14 protein-coding genes are annotated in these 16,741 nt (G+C 56.1%); 3 read left to right on the top strand and 11 right to left on the bottom strand.

The genetic code is table 11. The features are described from left to right. Positions 1–33: 33 nt before the first annotated feature. The gene (rplY, locus tag OQV00_RS07710) at positions 34–318 is read right to left on the bottom strand and encodes a 50S ribosomal protein L25 (protein ID WP_004864846.1); all 285 of its coding nucleotides are present in this window, start codon (positions 316–318) and stop codon (positions 34–36) included. 137 nt (positions 319–455) lie between these two features. Then, positions 456–2,213: a DEAD/DEAH box helicase gene (locus OQV00_RS07715; protein WP_123629505.1), complete on the bottom strand. Its 1,758-nt coding sequence runs from the start codon at positions 2,211–2,213 to the stop codon at positions 456–458. 147 nt (positions 2,214–2,360) lie between these two features. On the opposite strand from OQV00_RS07715, the gene rsuA reads away from it, so the two are divergent. The 3 genes from rsuA to OQV00_RS07730 all read left to right on the top strand — a co-directional run bounded on the left by rsuA (position 2,361) and on the right by OQV00_RS07730 (position 4,951). Then, positions 2,361–3,080 (top strand): 16S rRNA pseudouridine(516) synthase RsuA, encoded by a 720-nt coding sequence (rsuA, locus tag OQV00_RS07720; RefSeq protein WP_004864842.1) that lies wholly within the window; start codon positions 2,361–2,363, stop codon positions 3,078–3,080. Then, positions 3,077–4,273 carry a Bcr/CflA family multidrug efflux MFS transporter gene (locus OQV00_RS07725; protein ID WP_004864839.1) on the top strand — a complete coding sequence of 399 codons (1,197 nt, stop codon included), beginning with the start codon at positions 3,077–3,079 and terminating at the stop codon, positions 4,271–4,273. The genes rsuA and OQV00_RS07725 overlap by 4 nt, the downstream gene beginning before the upstream one ends. 333 nt (positions 4,274–4,606) lie before the next feature. Further along, a complete protein-coding gene (locus OQV00_RS07730) occupies positions 4,607–4,951 on the top strand; it encodes a YejG family protein (RefSeq protein ID WP_004864837.1) in 345 nt (114 codons plus the stop codon). Between the two features lie 3 nt (positions 4,952–4,954). Here the strand turns inward: OQV00_RS07730 and yejF are convergent, their stop codons facing one another. From yejF to OQV00_RS07775, 9 genes are all read right to left on the bottom strand, one after another. Further along, a complete protein-coding gene (yejF, locus tag OQV00_RS07735; protein ID WP_032717967.1) occupies positions 4,955–6,544 on the bottom strand; it encodes a microcin C ABC transporter ATP-binding protein YejF in 1,590 nt (529 codons plus the stop codon). Between the two features lies 1 nt (position 6,545). Next, positions 6,546–7,571, bottom strand: a complete 1,026-nt coding sequence (locus OQV00_RS07740; protein WP_004864833.1) for a microcin C ABC transporter permease — start codon at positions 7,569–7,571, stop codon at positions 6,546–6,548. Then, positions 7,571–8,665 carry a microcin C ABC transporter permease YejB gene (locus tag OQV00_RS07745; RefSeq protein WP_004864831.1) on the bottom strand — a complete coding sequence of 365 codons (1,095 nt, stop codon included), beginning with the start codon at positions 8,663–8,665 and terminating at the stop codon, positions 7,571–7,573. The genes OQV00_RS07740 and OQV00_RS07745 overlap by 1 nt, the downstream gene beginning before the upstream one ends. A gap of 9 nt (positions 8,666–8,674) precedes the next feature. After that, complete coding sequence (locus tag OQV00_RS07750) at positions 8,675–10,486, bottom strand: extracellular solute-binding protein (RefSeq protein ID WP_113990930.1); 1,812 nt, start codon at positions 10,484–10,486, stop codon at positions 8,675–8,677. A gap of 43 nt (positions 10,487–10,529) precedes the next feature. Continuing rightward, positions 10,530–12,092, bottom strand: a complete 1,563-nt coding sequence (locus OQV00_RS07755) for a cyclic di-GMP phosphodiesterase (protein ID WP_004864826.1) — start codon at positions 12,090–12,092, stop codon at positions 10,530–10,532. 187 nt (positions 12,093–12,279) lie between these two features. Beyond that, on the bottom strand, positions 12,280–12,852 hold the full coding sequence (gene mepS, locus OQV00_RS07760; protein ID WP_004864824.1) for a bifunctional murein DD-endopeptidase/murein LD-carboxypeptidase: 573 nt from the start codon (positions 12,850–12,852) through the stop codon (positions 12,280–12,282). 425 nt (positions 12,853–13,277) lie between these two features. Continuing rightward, complete coding sequence (locus OQV00_RS07765; RefSeq protein WP_004864822.1) at positions 13,278–13,985, bottom strand: phosphatase PAP2 family protein; 708 nt, start codon at positions 13,983–13,985, stop codon at positions 13,278–13,280. Positions 13,986–14,027: 42 nt separating this feature from the next. Then, positions 14,028–15,005 carry a CobW family GTP-binding protein gene (locus OQV00_RS07770; RefSeq protein ID WP_015583833.1) on the bottom strand — a complete coding sequence of 326 codons (978 nt, stop codon included), beginning with the start codon at positions 15,003–15,005 and terminating at the stop codon, positions 14,028–14,030. A gap of 121 nt (positions 15,006–15,126) precedes the next feature. Beyond that, positions 15,127–16,593 (bottom strand): mannitol dehydrogenase family protein, encoded by a 1,467-nt coding sequence (locus tag OQV00_RS07775; RefSeq protein ID WP_004864819.1) that lies wholly within the window; start codon positions 16,591–16,593, stop codon positions 15,127–15,129. Positions 16,594–16,741 lie beyond the last annotated feature (148 nt).

The following is a 16,741-nucleotide window of genomic DNA, read 5'->3' on the forward strand; positions in this document are numbered from 1 at the left end:
CCGGGGCGTTTGCCACTCAACTTGCTATCGCGATTAAGCGCGAACGAAGTCGATGTGAGTCAGTTTTGGCTTGAACGCGTGACGCTGAACAGCCTGAACTTTTACTTTTTCTTCTTTGCCATCGATAACGATGGTCAGAACTTCACCGTAGAACTCAGCTTTGCTCTGAATGTTCCACAGTTTGTCCTGGTCCAGCTCGATTGCTACCGGAGTAGCTTCACCGCCATAAATGATGGCCGGGAATTTGTTAGCTGCACGCAGGCGGCGGCTCGCACCCTTACCCTGCTCTTTACGTACTTCTGCGTTGATAGTAAACATTGATGTCTCTCTATATTTAAATCCTGCTACAGGCGACCCAGCAGCAGGCAGATGATCTGCTTTGCGAATGCAAAAGCGGGCGGCATTATATCCACCTATGGCGTTGACGGCAATGAAAACCTCAGGCGCGGCGGTGATTAACGCAGTTCATTTGCCCGGCGGAAGCGGCCTTGATAGTCGAAGACTTTTTCCCTGACCTGCCAGTACTGGCCCTTCATGCGCGCGACGACAAAGTCCGGATGCCGCAACAGCGGCTGCTGGGCAACAATGTCGGCAGGGGTTATCCAGCGCAGCGGCACGCCCGGCGTGCGGGTATGGGGACGGATAAACAGCTGCTCAAACGCGGTACGCTGGGCCGGCGTCTGCAGGCGGAAGCGCTCGCTGACATCGGCGCCGTCCTCATCGTAATAGGTGATTTTCAGCCACGGACCTTTATCGTCGCCACCGTGCTGCAGGTCCATGCCGCTGCAGCGCAGCACCAGCGCGTCTTTGAGCTTCAGCGCGGCCTTCAGCATATCGTCGGGGTCGACCAGAATTGTGTCACACTCGCGGCAGCGGCGGGCGGCAATATCATTTTCCGCATTGCACTGCGGACAGTTTTTGAAGCGAAAACGAAAATCGCACTGTTCACGATGACCGTCGTCATCTTCAAACCAGCCCTGGCAGCGGCGGCCAAAGTGTTCAATCAGCGTACCGTCGGCGGTGGTCTTTCCCCAGAAGGTATTGGCAAAGCCGCAGGCCGGGCAGAATACCTGTACGGGGACGTTATCGCTCTTGCCCTTCGGCGAACCCACCTCCGGCGCGTAGAGATCGTGAGGATTTCCGGCATAGTCGAGAATCAGGCAGTCGGTTTTCCCCGGCGCCAGGCGCAGGCCGCGGCCGACAATTTGCTGATAAAGGCTGACCGACTCCGTGGGGCGCAGGATGGCGATCAGATCGACATGCGGGGCATCAAATCCGGTGGTGAGCACCGCCACGTTCACCAGATAACGATACTGCTGCGCTTTAAATGCTTCGATGATGCGATCGCGCTGCGGGCCGGGCGTTTCACCGGTAATCAGCTCCGCCTCGCCGGCGGGCAGCAGGCCGGTAATTTCCCGCGCGTGTTCTACCGTGGAGGCGAAAATCATCACGCCCTTACGCGTGTGGGCGAATTCGACGATCTGGCTGACGATATGCGGCGTAATGCGCCGCTGCTTTTTTAGCTCAAGGTTCAGGTCCGCTTCGCTAAACAGACCGTTGCTCTGCGGCTGAAGGCGGCTGAAATCGTACTGCACGACCGGCATATCCAGCCGTTCCGGAGGCGTCAGATACCCGTGCTTGATCATATAGCGCAGCGGCAGTTCGTAAATACAGTCGCGGAACAACGCCTTCTCATCACCGCGAACCATGCCGTGATAATGAAACTGGTAGATCCAGCCCTTGCCGAGGCGGAACGGCGTGGCGGTTAACCCGAGCAGGCGCAGCTGCGGGTTGACCTGCTGCAAATGGCTGATAATTTGCTGGTACTGGCTGTCATCATCGTCGCTGATGCGGTGGCATTCATCGACAATCAGCAGTGAAAACTCGGCCTGGAACTGTTCAAGGTTACGGGCTACCGATTGCACGCTGCCGAAGACCACCTTGCCGTGGCTCTCTTTACGCTTCAGCCCAGCGGCAAAAATATCCGCCTCCAGCCCAAGCGCACAATACTTGGCGTGGTTTTGCGCGACCAGCTCCTTGACGTGCGCCAGCACCAGAACGCGGCCGCGCGCCAGGCGTGCCAGCTCGGCGATGACCAGGCTTTTACCCGCGCCGGTGGGCAGGACGATTGCGGCAGGCTCATGATGGCGACGAAACCAGGCGAGCGTGGCGTCGACGGCCTCTTTTTGGTAGGGACGTAATGTAAAAGTCATGGCTATACTGGCGTTAATTAACTCGCAAATAGTATGCCACGAATCTTTTCCCTTGAGTGGCGTTAAGAGCCCGTTATACTAGCCAGCGAACTTCTTCTTTTTCGGGCGTTTGCCCGCTCCAGCATTATTACAGGCTAAAAAAATCTCATGCGACTTGATAAGTTTATCGCTCAGCAACTTGGCGTCAGTCGGGCTATTGCCGGGCGTGAAATCCGCAGCAGCCGCGTTCTCGTAGACGGCGAAATCGTCAAAGATGCGTCGTTTAAGCTCCAGCCGGAGCACGACGTGGAGTATGACGGCAATACGCTGACCCAGCAGAACGGCCCGCGCTACTTTATGCTCAACAAGCCGCAGGGGTACGTCTGCTCCACGGACGATCCGGATCATCCAACGATTCTCTATTTCCTGGATGTCCCGGTCGCGCATAAGCTGCACGCCGCAGGTCGACTGGATATCGACACCACCGGACTGGTGCTGATGACCGATGACGGGCAGTGGTCGCACCGCATCACTTCTCCGCGCCATCACTGCGAGAAAACTTATCTGGTGACTCTGGAAAACCCGGTGGATGAGCAAACGGCGGAACAGTTTGCTAAAGGCGTTCAGCTGCACAATGAAAAGGATCTGACGAAACCTGCGCGTCTGGAAGTGCTGACGCCAACGGAAGTTCGCTTAACGATAAGCGAAGGGCGCTACCATCAGGTGAAACGCATGTTCGCGGCGGTGGGTAACCACGTCGTCGGCCTGCATCGTGAACGTATTGGCGACATTATGCTGGATGAGTCTCTGGAGCCTGGCGAGTATCGCCCGCTGACGGAAGACGAGATCGCCAGCGTTGGCCTCCAGCATGCACGGAGTAAAACGTGACGGCAAAGCAGAATTCTTCACTGGGGATTGTGTTTATTCTTGGCCTGCTGGCCATGTTGATGCCACTGTCGATTGATATGTATCTCCCGGCGCTGCCGGTGATTTCGGCGCAGTTTAATGTGCCGGACGGCAGTGCGCAGATGACGCTCAGTACCTATATTCTGGGCTTTGCTTTCGGTCAGCTGCTGTATGGCCCGATGGCGGACAGCATCGGCCGTAAGCCGGTGATCCTCGGAGGAACGCTGATTTTTGCGGCGGCTGCGGTGGCCTGCGCGCTGTCGCAGACTATCGACATGCTGATTACCATGCGTTTCTTCCACGGTCTGGCGGCCGCGGCGGCGAGCGTGGTCATCAACGCCCTGATGCGCGATATCTATCCGAAAGAAGAGTTTTCGCGGATGATGTCGTTTGTCATGCTGGTCACCACTATCGCGCCGCTGGTTGCGCCGATGGTGGGGGGCGCCGTGCTGGTGTGGTTCAGCTGGCACGCGATCTTCTGGATTCTTGCGCTGGCGGCGCTGCTGGCCTCCGCGATGATCGCTTTTTTCATCAGCGAAACGCTGCCGGTTGAACGGCGGCAAAAATTTAGCCTGCGTACCACGCTGGGCAACTTTGCGACGTTGTTCCGTCATAAGCGGGTGTTGAGCTATATGCTGGCGAGCGGCTTCAGCTTTGCCGGGATGTTCTCCTTCCTGAGCGCCGGGCCGTTTGTCTACATCAATATCAACCATGTTTCGCCCCAGCACTTTGGTTACTATTTTGCGCTGAATATTGTCTTCTTGTTCATCATGACCATCATTAACAGCCGCTTTGTCCGACGGGTCGGGGCGCTGAATATGTTCCGCGCCGGGCTGTGGATTCAGTTTGTGATGGCGGTATGGATGGTGGTCTGCGCGCTGCTGGATGTCGGATTCTGGGCGCTGGTGGTCGGCGTTGCGGCGTTTGTTGGCTGCGTTTCAATGGTCTCCTCCAATGCGATGGCGGTCATTCTCGACGAGTTTCCGCATATGGCGGGCACCGCCTCATCGCTGGCGGGGACCTTCCGCTTTGGCATCGGGGCGATTATTGGCGCACTGCTCTCCATGGCCACCTTTACTACCGCCTGGCCGATGCTGATTTCGATCGCCTTTTGTGCCAGCAGCTCCATCCTTTTTTATCTCTACGCCAGCCGGCGGCGCAAAAACGCGCACTAAAATACCTTCCACAAGGGGCGATTTCCGCCCCTTTTTTGATGCACATCAACCGCGATGGGCTTCCCGGTTCTGTAATTTGTTTCTTTTATGTAAAATCAATTAGTGTAAAAAGTCGCATTGTTGCGATAAAAAAGTTGTTTTGGATCACAGAAACGGGTACATATAGCCCCGATCTGTTTCCGCAGAGAAACTATAAAGTTCTGGATTATAAGTCGTTAACCCTGGCGTGACGCGGGTGTAAACGTTTTCTATGCTGATGCAGGACTATTTGTCAACGATGTGTTAATATTGATGTAAATTTATTGTGAAGCATTTTGCTTCCGGGGAAACTAAGTGAATACACAGCAACTCTCTATCGTACACCGTCTGCCGCAGAGCTATCGCTGGCTGGCCGGTTTTGCGGGTTCAAGAGTTGAACCGATTCCGCAAAACGGCGCCGAAAGTGAAAACAGCCTCGTTGCGCTGAAGCTACTCAGCCCGGACGGGGAGAAAGCGTGGCCGGTGATGCATAAGCTCAGCCAGGCCCTCAGCGACATCGAAGTCGATTGCTCCATCGTTGAGTGTGAAGGGGAGCCGTGCCTGTTTGTCAATTTACAGGACGAGTTTGCGGCAACCTGTCGACTGAAAAATTTCGGCGTGGCGATTGCCGAACCGTTCTCAGGCCACAACCCATTCTGACCGTCAGCTCAGCGCCAGAAGCTGGCGGGTATATTCCTGCTGCGGAGCGGTAAAAACGCGTTCGCACTCTCCCTGCTCGACGACTTCTCCCTGCCGTAACACCATCACCTGATGACACAACGTCCGCACTACGCGTAAATCATGGCTGATAAAAATATAGGCCAGCCGATGTTTTTGCTGTAACGCTTTCAGCAACGCCAGAATTTGCGCCTGGACAGTCTTGTCCAGCGACGACGTGGGCTCATCCAGCACGATAAGCTGAGGCTTCACAATCAGCGCCCGGGCAATCGCAATACGTTGACGCTGGCCGCCGGAAAACTCAGCCGGATAGCGATGCCGCGTTTGCGGATCGAGCCCCACCTCTTGCATCACCTGTATCACCGCGTGTTCACGCGCGGCCGGCGTTAACCCTGGGCGGTGGACGCGCAGACCCTCTTCAATAATCTGTAGCACGTTCAACCGGGGATTCAGCGACGAGTTGGGATCCTGGAAAACTATCTGCATCTGGCGGCGCAGCGGCAGCATTTGCCGACGGCTACGTCCCTGCAGCGCTTGCCCTTCAAAGGCGATCGTCCCTTCCGAGGCAATCAGGCGCAGCAGGGCCAGCCCGGTAGTGCTTTTCCCCGATCCCGACTCGCCCACCAGGCCCAGGGTTTCCCCGGCGCGCAGCTGGAAGTTCAGCGCGTTGACCACCCGGTTATGATCCACCACCCGGCGGAGGAGCCCTTTGCGCACCGGGAAGGCGACGCTCAGATCGACGGCCTTCAGCAGCAGCGGCGCATCGGCGGCCAGCGGTACCGGACTGCCGGAGGGTTCGCTGTCCAGCAGGCGACGGGTATAAGGATGTTCGGGGGCGGCAAAAAGCGCCCGACAGGCCTTTTGTTCGACGCAGCGGCCGTTTTGCATCACCGCCACGCGGTCAGCGAGCTGGCGAACAATGCTTAAGTTATGGGTAATAAACAGCAGTCCCATATTCAGTTCATTTTTCAGCTCGCGTAACAGCTGCAGGATTTGCGCTTGTACGGTCACGTCGAGGGCGGTCGTGGGTTCGTCGGCAATCAGCAGTTCTGGACGGGTGAGCAGCGCCATGGCAATCATGATCCGCTGGCGTTCGCCGCCGGAAAACTGATGCGGGTAGTCCGCCAGTCGGCGTACGGCATGACGGATACCGACTCGTTCCAGGCAGTTAAGGATCTCGCCACGCGCGGCCTCTTTACGCATACCGCGATGCAAAGACAGGACTTCATACAGCTGTTTTTCCAGCGTATGCAGGGGATTGAGCGAGACCATTGGTTCCTGAAAAATCATCGCGATACGGTTCCCGCGCACCTTACTTAGCGTGCGCTCATCGGCATGGAGCAGCGACTGACCGTGAAAGCGAATGTCTCCGCCGGGGTAGCAGACCGGCGGAGAGGGGAGCAGGCGCAGCACCGAGAGCGCGGAGACGCTTTTACCGGAGCCGGATTCTCCCACCAGCGCCAGGGTTTCCCCGGCGCCAATATCCAGGGAGAGCTCGCTGACGACGGTCTGCATTTTCCCCTGCTGGCGGAAGGCGATGGAGAGGTTGTCTATCTCTAACAAAGGCTGCGTCATGTTATACCGCCTTACCGGGGTCGAAGGCGTCGCGGACGGCTTCACCAATGAAAATTAACAGCGATAACAGCACCGCGACCGACAGGAAGGCGGCGATGCCCAGCCATGGCGCCTGCAGATTGTTTTTCCCCTGCAGCAGCAGCTCCCCCAGAGAGGGCGAACCTAACGGCAGGCCGAAGCCGAGAAAATCGAGTGAAGTCAGGGTGGTGATTGAACTGCACAGAATAAACGGCAAGAAGGTCAGGGTCGCGACCATGGCGTTAGGCAGCATGTGGCGGAAAATAATATGGCGATCGCTGACCCCCAGCGCCTGCGCCGCGCGAATATAGTCATAGTTACGGGTGCGCAGGAATTCCGCCCGCACGACGCCGACCAGCGCCATCCAGCCGAACAGCACCGTAATGGCCAGCAGCCACCAGAAGCCCGGCTGGACGACACTTGAGAGCAAAATAATCAGGAACAGGGTTGGCATGCCTGACCACACCTCGATAAATCGCTGGCCCCACAGGTCAATCTTGCCACCGTAGTATCCCTGAATCGCACCCGCCAGTACCCCCAGCACGCTGGAGAAAAAGGTCAGCAGCAGGCCGAACAGAATCGATATTCGCGTGCCGTATAAAATACGAGCCAGCACATCGCCGCCGTTGGCATCGGTACCCAGCCAGTTTCTCGTCGAGGGAGGGGAAGGGAAGGGCGTCTGGGTGGCGAAGTCGATAGTGGTGGCACCAAATCGGATCGGCGCCCACAGTACCCAGCCGTTATCATCCAGCTGCTTTTGCAGCCACGGATCCTGGTAGTCGGCGGCGGTAGCAAACGGGCCGCCAAAGGTCGTCTCGCTATAATTTTTCAATGCCGGAACGTACAGGCTGCCGCGATACTGCACCAGCAGCGGGCGGTCGTTGGCAATCAGCTCGGCGCCCAGGCTGCACAGGAAAAGAAGCATAAACAGCCACAGCGACAGATAGCCGCGGCGATTGTGACGAAAACGCGCCCAGCGGGCCTGATTAACGGGACTCAGGAAAGACATCAGCGGCCCTCAAAATCAATACGCGGATCGACCAGCGTGTAGCAGATATCGCTGACAATATTCAGCAGCAGGCCGATCAGCGTAAAAATATACAACGTACCGAACATCACCGGGTAATCACGGGAAACGGTCGCCTCATAGCCCAGCAGTCCCAGGCCGTTGAGGGAAAACATCACCTCAATCAGCAGGGAACCGGTGAAAAACATGCTGATAAACATCGCCGGGAAACCGGCGATCACCAGCAGCATGGCATTGCGAAAAACATGGCCCCATAAAATTTGCTTTTCGCCCACCCCTTTGGCGCGAGCGGTCACGACATACTGCTTGCGGATCTCATCAAGAAAGCTGTTCTTGGTCAGCATGGTGAGCGCCGCAAAGCCGCCGATGACCGTCGCCAGCACCGGCAGCGTAATATGCCAGAGATAGTCGAGAACCTTCTGATACCACGTCAGGCTATCGAAATTAGCGGACACCAGCCCGCGCAGCGGAAACAGATCCAGATAGCTGCCCCCCGCGAAGAGCACGATCAGGATAATGGCGAACAGAAAGGCCGGGATGGCGTAGCCAATAATGATCAGCGTACTGCTCCAGATATCAAACTGGCTGCCGTTATGGACGGCTTTGCGGATGCCGAGCGGAATCGAGACCAGATAGATAATCAGCGTACTCCACAGCCCCAGGGTGATGGAGACCGGCATGCTGTTTTTGATCAGCTGCAAGACCGACGCGCTGCGAAAAAGGCTGTCGCCAAAATCGAAGCGCAGATAGTCGCCGAGCATTTTCAGGTAGCGTTCGTGGAGCGGTTTATCAAAGCCGTAGCGGTGGGTGATTTCGGCAATCACTTCCGGATCGAGCCCGCGGCCGCCGCGATAATGACCTTCGCTGATGTTGCCGACGCCGGTCCGGGCATGGCTGGCGGCCATACCGCTTTCTCCGGCGCCCGGTAAGCCGCCGCGGTTGCCAAACTCAATGGCGGCGATGGCCTGATCGACCGGGCCACCCGGGGCTATCTGGACAATGAAAAAGTTGATCGTAATGATCGCCCACAGCGTGGGGATTATCAGCAACAGCCGGCGGATCAGGTATGCGCCCATCGTTATTCCTTACCGTTTGTCCGCGGGCAGTTTTGCCGCTTTGTTCACGTCATACCACCAGGTGTCAAACCCGGATGAATAAACGGGACGGGTCTGCGGGAAGGAGAATTTATCCCAGTACGCCGTCCTGTCCTGCGCCATATACCACATCGGCAGCATGTAATAGTTCCAGGTCAGCACCCGGTCCAGCGCGCGACCCAGGGGCAGGAGCTTTTGCTTATTTCCCTGCCAGCGGATGATCTGCGCAATCAGTTTGTCTACCACCGGACTCTGAACCCCGGGCGCATTGTAGCTGGAGTGAATATATGACGAATCCCAGGAGATTTGCAGGTCGGTTCCGGGCCAGGGCGTCGCGCGCCAGACGATGGGCATCATATCGTAGTCACGACTGCGTCGGCGGTTACTGTACTGCGAATTATCGACCTGGCGAATATCCATCGTAATACCGAGGCGCTGGAGATTATGCTGAAACGGCAGCACCCAGCGATCGTTGCCCCCGGAAGGCAGCAGCAGTTCAAAGCGCAGCGGCTTACCGGTGACGGCGTTGATCCGGCGCTGGTTTTTCAGCACCCAGCCCGCCTGCTTAAGCAACGCATCGGCCTGCAGCAGATTGGTGCGATCGAACCCATCGCCGCGGGATCGCGGCGGCTGATAGACGGAGGTGAAGACCTCCGGCGGCAGATCGGCTTTCATTGGCATCAGCAGAGCGAGCTCTTCGGCATCGGGCGCCTGACGCGCCGCATACTCCGTATTCTGAAAGTAGCTGCTGGCCCGGCTGTAGGCGCCATAAAACAGCGCCTTGTTCATCCACTCGAAATCGAAGGCGAGGGTGATGGCTTCCCGGACCTGGCGGTCGTTGAACACCGGGCGCTGGATATTGAATGCCAGCCATTGGGTATCCTGTGCCGAGGTATTCGGGTACTCATCTTTGACGATATAGCCGTGGGTAAAATTGCGTCCGACATAACGGGTCGACCAGTTTTTGGCCATCGTCTCTGCTCGCCGGTCGACGGCGCCGGCCTTAAAGGCTTCAAAGGCGACATTATCATCGAGGTAGTAGTCGTAGCGTAGCGTGTCGAAGTTCCAGCGCCCGCGGTTCACCGGCAGGTCGGCCGCCCAGTAGTCCTTCACCCGGGAGTAGATGATGTACTGACCCATCCGCCAGTCGGTAATCCGATAGGGGCCGCTGGCCAGCGGCGGGGTAGAGAGCGGGTCGCTGAGCTTATGGTGACGCCAGAATGCCTCCGGCATCACCGGCAGGGAGAGCAGACTCAGCATGTTCTCCTTGCCGGGCTGCGCCAGGGTAATACGCACGGTGCGCAGCGCAATGGCCTCGACGCGGGTCCCCTTGTAGAACAAGCGGAACTGCGGCACCCCTTCGGTCATAAATTTGTGGAACGTGAAGGCGACATCGCCGGCGGTAATCGGGCTGCCATCATGAAAACGGGCGCGCGGATTGAGGGTTATCTCCATCCACGAGAAATCATCGGCGTAGCGCGTGTCCGCGGCAATGAGGGGATAATAGCTGCCCGGTTCATCATCGGACGTAGTGAACAGCGTGTCGTACAGCGCGTCGGTACGTACTCCCGGGTTGCCGCGCAGCGCATAGCGGTTGAAGTTGTCGAAGGTGCCAATGGTGGCGTTGACCAGGGTTCCCCCTTTCGGGGCATGGGGATTAGCATAATCAAAATGGTCAAAGCCGGCGGCGTATTTCGGTTCGCCAATGATGGCAAAAGTGCTGCCCTCTTTTATGGTTATGGTTTGCGCCTGACTATTCAGGCTGAACAGGGTCAGTAATATCAGGCAGACACGCGCAAACATAGCCAGATTAATATCCTCTGTGGGCAGACATCATAAAGGGCCGTTACCGGGCGGCAAAATATTTAGCCGGTTCATCATGTGCCGCGATCAGCTCTTCCAGCGGCAGCGGACGGCTCAGCCAATAGCCCTGCAGGAAGTTTACGCCATGTTTGCGTAACCACTCCGCTTGCTCCGGCGTTTCGACCCCTTCCGCAACGGTCATGAGCTGCAGGCGGCGGCTCAGCGTCAGTACCGCATCCAGCACCGGGGAGGTGACGGTCTCGGTTCCGATAGCCTGCACGAAGCCGCGATCGATTTTCAGATAGTCAAATTTATAACGCTCGAGGTAGATAAGCGCACTATGCCCGGTACCAAAATCGTCAATCGCAATCTCAAATCCCTGCTCATGCAGCCAGTCAAAAATGGCCAGCGACTTGTTTTTATCGATCATCGCACGTTCGGTAATTTCGAGAACCACATTGAAGTGGTTGGCTGGCATGGATGCAGCGAACTGCCGAAGATCATCCTGAAACTCGTCGGCGTGCAGATGGGACGGTGAAATATTCAGCCCCAGCTTGCTGCCGGCGGGCAGAACTTTTTGCAGGGCCGGCGCGTCGCGAGCGATCAGCGCTAATAAATGATGCGTGAGCGGCACAATCACTTGCTGCGTTTCAGCCAGGTTAATAAACACGTCGGGCGGAATTTCCCCGGCTACCGGATGGCGCCAGCGCATCAGTACTTCAATACCGCTAATGCGCAGGGTATCGGCTTTGACTACCGGTTGATAAACAACATAGAACTGATTGTTTTTTATCCCCAGCAGAATGGCTTTACGCGGATCGGATTTCAGCGTCAGCACGTAGTAACTCACCAGGCCTGCCAGCAGACCGCACATGACGCCGAGCAGCAGCGAGAATTGTGTATTTTCCGAGAGCCAGCTGTTGGCATAGAGATAGACCTTCAGCGGCACCCCTTTGATTTGTATCTGGCGAATGGGCTCTGCGTGCAGGCTTTGCGGGTCAATAAGGCGGTTGGTCAGGGTGGAAAGGGCGGTATCGTTGACAACCAGCGCGATGCTGCTGAAATCGTTCTGTCGGGCGGAGTAAAGAATATAGGGTGTCAGGTTGGTATTGATTGAGACGAAAACGCCATCGTTACCGCCGTGCGGGTTGCGTACCCACATCGCCAGGGCGGCATTACCAGGCATCATCGGCGTCCCCGGCAGGAGCAGCATATCGACCGCTTTATGGGTATCGAGATGTGGAATGAGCTGTACCAGAGGGGTGTTCATGGGGCCGGTGGCGGAGGAGCAAAAGGCGACGCCATCTTTCACCAGCAAAAACGCGCGCACGTTTGGGCTAAAGGCTGCCCGTGCGGTCAGGCCTGACGCAATATTTTCACATTTTTGATCGACCAGCGGCTGCAGGTCGGCCATGGTCTTCTCGAGCTGGCTAAAGTAATCGGTCAGGTAGACGTTGACGTTGTCGATGATACTGTCAAAACGTTCAGACCGGCTATGGTAAATCACCATAACCTGAATGCTACCGGCCAGCAGGGCGACGATCACTCCGATGAGTATGCTGGTCAGCCAGATATTACGCCGGGGTGACAGGTAACGGGTAAGCATAGGCTGTATAGTCGGTCCGTGTTAATGAGTTGCGCCAATGGGTTGATAGAAAACGTTTTCTCTATCGCCACTAAAAGGGATAGCTTATATTGCGGCATTCATATGTAAACAGGCAAAAAAAAACACCGCCTCAGCAGTGTTTTTTTGTTCTGAACGTCAGCCAAGGGATAACTGACGACAGAAAGGATTACGAGCGGCTCAGAACTCGTCGCGCTTCGTTATAGCGCTTCTTCCAGTACGGCTCGTTCATGCTGGAGATAGTCACACCGCTGCTGGTGGAAGCATGGACGAACTGATCGTTGCCGATATAGATACCGACGTGGCGACCGGTGGAACCCGCCCGGAACAGAACTAAATCGCCAGTACGCAGTTGAGAGCGTGAAATGGACTTGCCGGAATCCTGCTGCTCTGAAGTGGAGCGCGGCAGTTCCAGACCAAATTGTTCACGGAAAGTACGCTGCACGAAAGCAGAGCAATCAATGCCTTTCCGGGTGCTGCCGCCGAGGCGGTAACGCACGCCTTTCCAGCTGGCATACTGGTCCATCAAACGGGACTTAACGTCCAGATTGCTGACCATCTTTTCAAATTCATCCTGAGAGGCTTGCAGTGATGATAAATCGCCACTACCCACAGCATGCGTCTCAGAATGCATATTCTTTGCGGTACTACTTGTCGAACTACAGGCAGAGAGCAAAACTGCCACTGCTATCGCGGGCACTACCCGCAAGATATATCTCAAAATCGGCTGAGATTTGACCATGTGGTTTGTTTTCCCTTGTTGTCCTTAACGACAATGTCGTTATAAAAAATGCCAAACGTGTTAGAGCCTAAATACCTGCCAGCAATGAGACAATTCCTTAAACCTAAATTTGTGGGATACCGCACAAATTTATTTTTGAGCCGGATTGAGGTTACTGGAAAGGCAAAACGAGATTGAGATTACCCTATCAAACGTGGGATGGCGAGCGGTTTTGCGAGATTTCTTATAAGAATTTGTGCATCTAAAAGTGAATCGTCGGGAAAGCGCAAAATAGCGGCAATTGTGGGTAAAAAATATGCAATTGCTTCATTTGTAAGACGATTAATGTGACAGGAAGATGACGTTGGCGATAAAAACACGGGCAAATAAAAAAGGGACCGAGAACGATCCCTTATGGATATAGTTAATAATATGTAAGGAAGAGATTAATTTTTACCCACTCCGCCGGGAAGCGAACGGTTAAACCAGGCGATCAATATGTCGCTTAACGGTGTCATCAGAACCCAGGGAATGCCAATGAGGACGGCGGTCAATGAGCCAACGGCAATATCGGTAAACCAGTGGGCGCCGATCATGACCCGCGGAAAAGCGAAAACAACAAAAATAGTCAGGGCAATAGCAAACGCCCGACGGCCAAAATAGCGCCACATGAAGGTGGCGAAGATCAGCAGCATCATGCCGTGATCGCCGGGAAAACTGTCTTTCGACGCATCTTTGGTCGGGAAGGCGACAACATCACTCACTTTTACAATATCGCTGAACGCGAGCGACGGGCTGGCGCGTTTAACCGGCATCAGATGCTGCGCCAGCTGATTAATGACTACCGCGAACAGCAGCATGACCAGGCCGATAATGACGATCCGACGGCGACCGGCGCTTTGCTCCTTCAACCAGAAGCTCAGCATCAGGGCGCCCATCGCCAGCAAAGAGCAGGCGTCGAAAGCCCGGTTATTGATGATAGCCAGCAGCCAGGCATAGGCCTGACTCTTTCCCACACCCTGGTTAAAGAAGTGGAAAATGGCGGAATCCAGCGGCAACCAGAAACCATGATTCGCGGGCAAATACCACGAAAAAAAGAGGGCAAAGCCCGCAGCGTTAAGCAGCAGGATCAGGGGAATTCGGTTTTTAATCATAACAGTTGCGAGTTGTGTAAGACGGCGGGAAACATACCCGCCTTAACCTAAACGAAGTTTCAACAAAGAGGCTTGTAACGCATTCCAGTCCGCCTCGGATTCGGTAATCAGCTCAATACGGCTGTCCGGGGGCGCAACGTTTTGGGTTTCAATATGCAGATCAAGTCCCTGACGGTTAATACGTACCAGGCCTTCGGCAATACGCATCACGCCTTTGACGCGGGCAACCGGCGCCAGACGAGCCCACTCAAGCAGGCCAATCGTATCAAAGGTCGTATCGGCATCAAAGATCCAGCCGCAGGCCTGGTAGCCCTGACCGCTGTTGAGGCTCCGTCGCCAGCGTTGGTGGGCCGGCAGGCTGAGCGCGGCCAGACCTTTTTTCTGCCCGTGACTGTGCGCATGTTCGGCACTTTCCGGCAGCGGTGTCAGATTCCGGCGCGGTAAATCCAGCAGCTTCGGGTCGATATTGCCGTGGGTGGCGCCAATATGCAGTCGCTCGCCCGCGTGTTCCTGCCACCAGGCGTCAAAGGCCTGTTCGCTTTCCGCCGTCATCCGGTCCGTTTTATTGCTGATAATGACATCGGCCGCCGCCAGCTGATCGCGGAAGTTGTCGTTCGCCATGACTTTACTGTCCAGCAGCTGGCGGGGATCCAGCACGCACAGGGTGGCGCGAAGATCGATCCACGGCTCGTAGACGGCGGCGGTCAGAATATCGAGAATTTGTTTGGGATGGCCGAGCCCGGTAGGCTCAATCAGCAGACGATCCGGTTTCCCCTGGCGCAGCAGGGTATTCAACCCCACCTGCATCGGCAGGCCGTTGACGCAGCACATACAGCCGCCGGGAATTTCTTTGAGCAGGGCGCCGCTATCGGCCAGCAAAGCGCCATCGATACCCACTTCGCCAAACTCATTAACCAGCACGGCCCATTTTTCATCTGCAGGCTTGTGGGCCAGCAGATGAAGAATCGAGGTCGTTTTACCGCTGCCGAGAAACCCCGTGATCAAGTTGGTTTTGGTCACATTTTCTCCAGGATACAAATGTAATGTTGTAACAGTTGAGACTATCCTGACGAAAAAAAGGGGAAAAGAGAAGGGCTACGGCGGACAGAAAAGAATTCTGTCCGCAAAAGAGCAGCAATTGTTAAATCCCGGGCACGTTGGCGATAGCCTGGCGGGCACCGACGGTACAAAGCTGATGCCAGGCGGCGGTGATGTTGTCTACAAACTGCGTATTGCCCGGCAGGTCGCGACCGAAGATTTCTTCCAGGGATAGCAGGGCGCTGACGCGTTCCTCGTTGCGGCTGCCGGCAACCAGAGCCTGAATCTTCTCGCTCAGCGGGTCGCGAATATCGATAGCCTGACCGGCATCATCTATACCGCTGACGTAGCGCATCCAGCCCGCCACGCCGAGCGCCAGCAACGGCCAGCGGCTACCGCGCTGCAGGTGAACGCGAATACCGTCAAGCATACGCTGTGGAAGCTTCTGACTGCCGTCCATCGCTATCTGCCAGGTGCGATGTTTAAGCGCTGGATTGCTGAAGCGCGCGATCAGACTGTCGGCATAGTGCGTCAGATTGACGCCTTCGATAGCCAGCGTCGGGGCCTGTTCGTCAAGCATCAGTCGGCGAGCGGCGCTGCGCAGCACCGCATCCTGCATGCAGTCACTGATATGCGCATGGCCGGCAAGGTAGCCGAGCCAGGCAAGGAAGGAGTGGCTGCCGTTGAGCATCCGCAGTTTCATCTGTTCCCACGGCAGCACGTTATCGGTCATCTGGGCGCCGGCAATTTCCCACGCCGGGCGGCCCGCCACGAAGTTATCCTCAATCACCCACTGAATAAATGGCTCACAGCTGATGGCGCATGGGTCTTCTACGCCGAGTGCGGCGCTGATTTCAGCCAGCGACTCATCGGTGGCGGCGGGCACAATACGGTCAACCATGGTGCCGGGAAAACTGACGTGTTCAGCGATCCACTGCGCCAGTTCGGGGGCGCGCTTTTCCGCCATGCCCAGAACCGCATTTTTAACCACGTGGCCGTTATCAGGAATATTATCGCAGGAGAGTACCGTAAACGGCGGCAGGCCTCGTTCGCGGCGGCGGGACAAGGCTTCGACCAGAATCCCCGGCACCGACTGCGGCAGCGTGGGATTGTCCAGATCGTGAATAATGCGCGGCTGCGTCAGGTCCAGCGTGCCGCTGGCGGGATCGATACAGTAGCCTTTCTCTGTAATGGTGAGTGAGACGATGGCCACCTGCGGTTCGCAGAATTTTTCAATGATAGCGGGCAGAGAGTCCAGCTTTGCATTCAGACATTCGTGAACGGCGCCCACGACAATCGGCTGGTTGCCATGCGCGCCTTTTTCCAGCACGGTGAACAGGTGGTCCTGCTGACGGAGCTGGCTCATCAGCCGGTCGCCGCTGAACAGGCTAATTTCGCAGATCCCCCAGTCTCCGCCGCTGGCGTTCAGCACCCGATCGGTAAGCAGGGCCTGATGAGCGCGATGAAACGCCCCGAAGCCAAAGTGCACAATGCGCGAGCGCAGCTGGCTGCGATCGTACTGAGGAAGCTGCACGCTTTCTGGCAGCGTAGCGGTAGCAATAGTTGTCATTCTTTACACACCTGATTAACCAATGATTAACAATGCCAGTGTAAAGTTATATGACAACAAATTAAATTGGTGAGCCGTATTTATACGCTTAGTGTGAGCTGGATCAATCAATTTAGCGGGATAAATTGATCCCCGGCGAGAAGCCTGT

The sequence above is a fragment of the Klebsiella sp. DY2415 genome (assembly GCF_026314315.1).
In the GTDB taxonomy this organism is placed as follows: Bacteria; Pseudomonadota; Gammaproteobacteria; order Enterobacterales; family Enterobacteriaceae; genus Klebsiella; species Klebsiella ornithinolytica.

Coding starts and splice junctions, on each gene's coding strand:
- mepS (WP_004864824.1), bottom strand. CDS start 12,852: ATGGTCAAATCTCAGCCGATTTTGAGATATATCTTGCGGGTAGTGCCC.
- rplY (WP_004864846.1), bottom strand. CDS start 318: ATGTTTACTATCAACGCAGAAGTACGTAAAGAGCAGGGTAAGGGTGCG.
- OQV00_RS07775 (WP_004864819.1), bottom strand. CDS start 16,593: ATGACAACTATTGCTACCGCTACGCTGCCAGAAAGCGTGCAGCTTCCT.
- OQV00_RS07750 (WP_113990930.1), bottom strand. CDS start 10,486: ATGTTTGCGCGTGTCTGCCTGATATTACTGACCCTGTTCAGCCTGAAT.
- rsuA (WP_004864842.1), top strand. CDS start 2,361: ATGCGACTTGATAAGTTTATCGCTCAGCAACTTGGCGTCAGTCGGGCT.
- OQV00_RS07765 (WP_004864822.1), bottom strand. CDS start 13,985: ATGATTAAAAACCGAATTCCCCTGATCCTGCTGCTTAACGCTGCGGGC.
- OQV00_RS07740 (WP_004864833.1), bottom strand. CDS start 7,571: ATGTCTTTCCTGAGTCCCGTTAATCAGGCCCGCTGGGCGCGTTTTCGT.
- OQV00_RS07755 (WP_004864826.1), bottom strand. CDS start 12,092: ATGCTTACCCGTTACCTGTCACCCCGGCGTAATATCTGGCTGACCAGC.
- yejF (WP_032717967.1), bottom strand. CDS start 6,544: ATGACGCAGCCTTTGTTAGAGATAGACAACCTCTCCATCGCCTTCCGC.
- OQV00_RS07715 (WP_123629505.1), bottom strand. CDS start 2,213: ATGACTTTTACATTACGTCCCTACCAAAAAGAGGCCGTCGACGCCACG.
- OQV00_RS07745 (WP_004864831.1), bottom strand. CDS start 8,665: ATGGGCGCATACCTGATCCGCCGGCTGTTGCTGATAATCCCCACGCTG.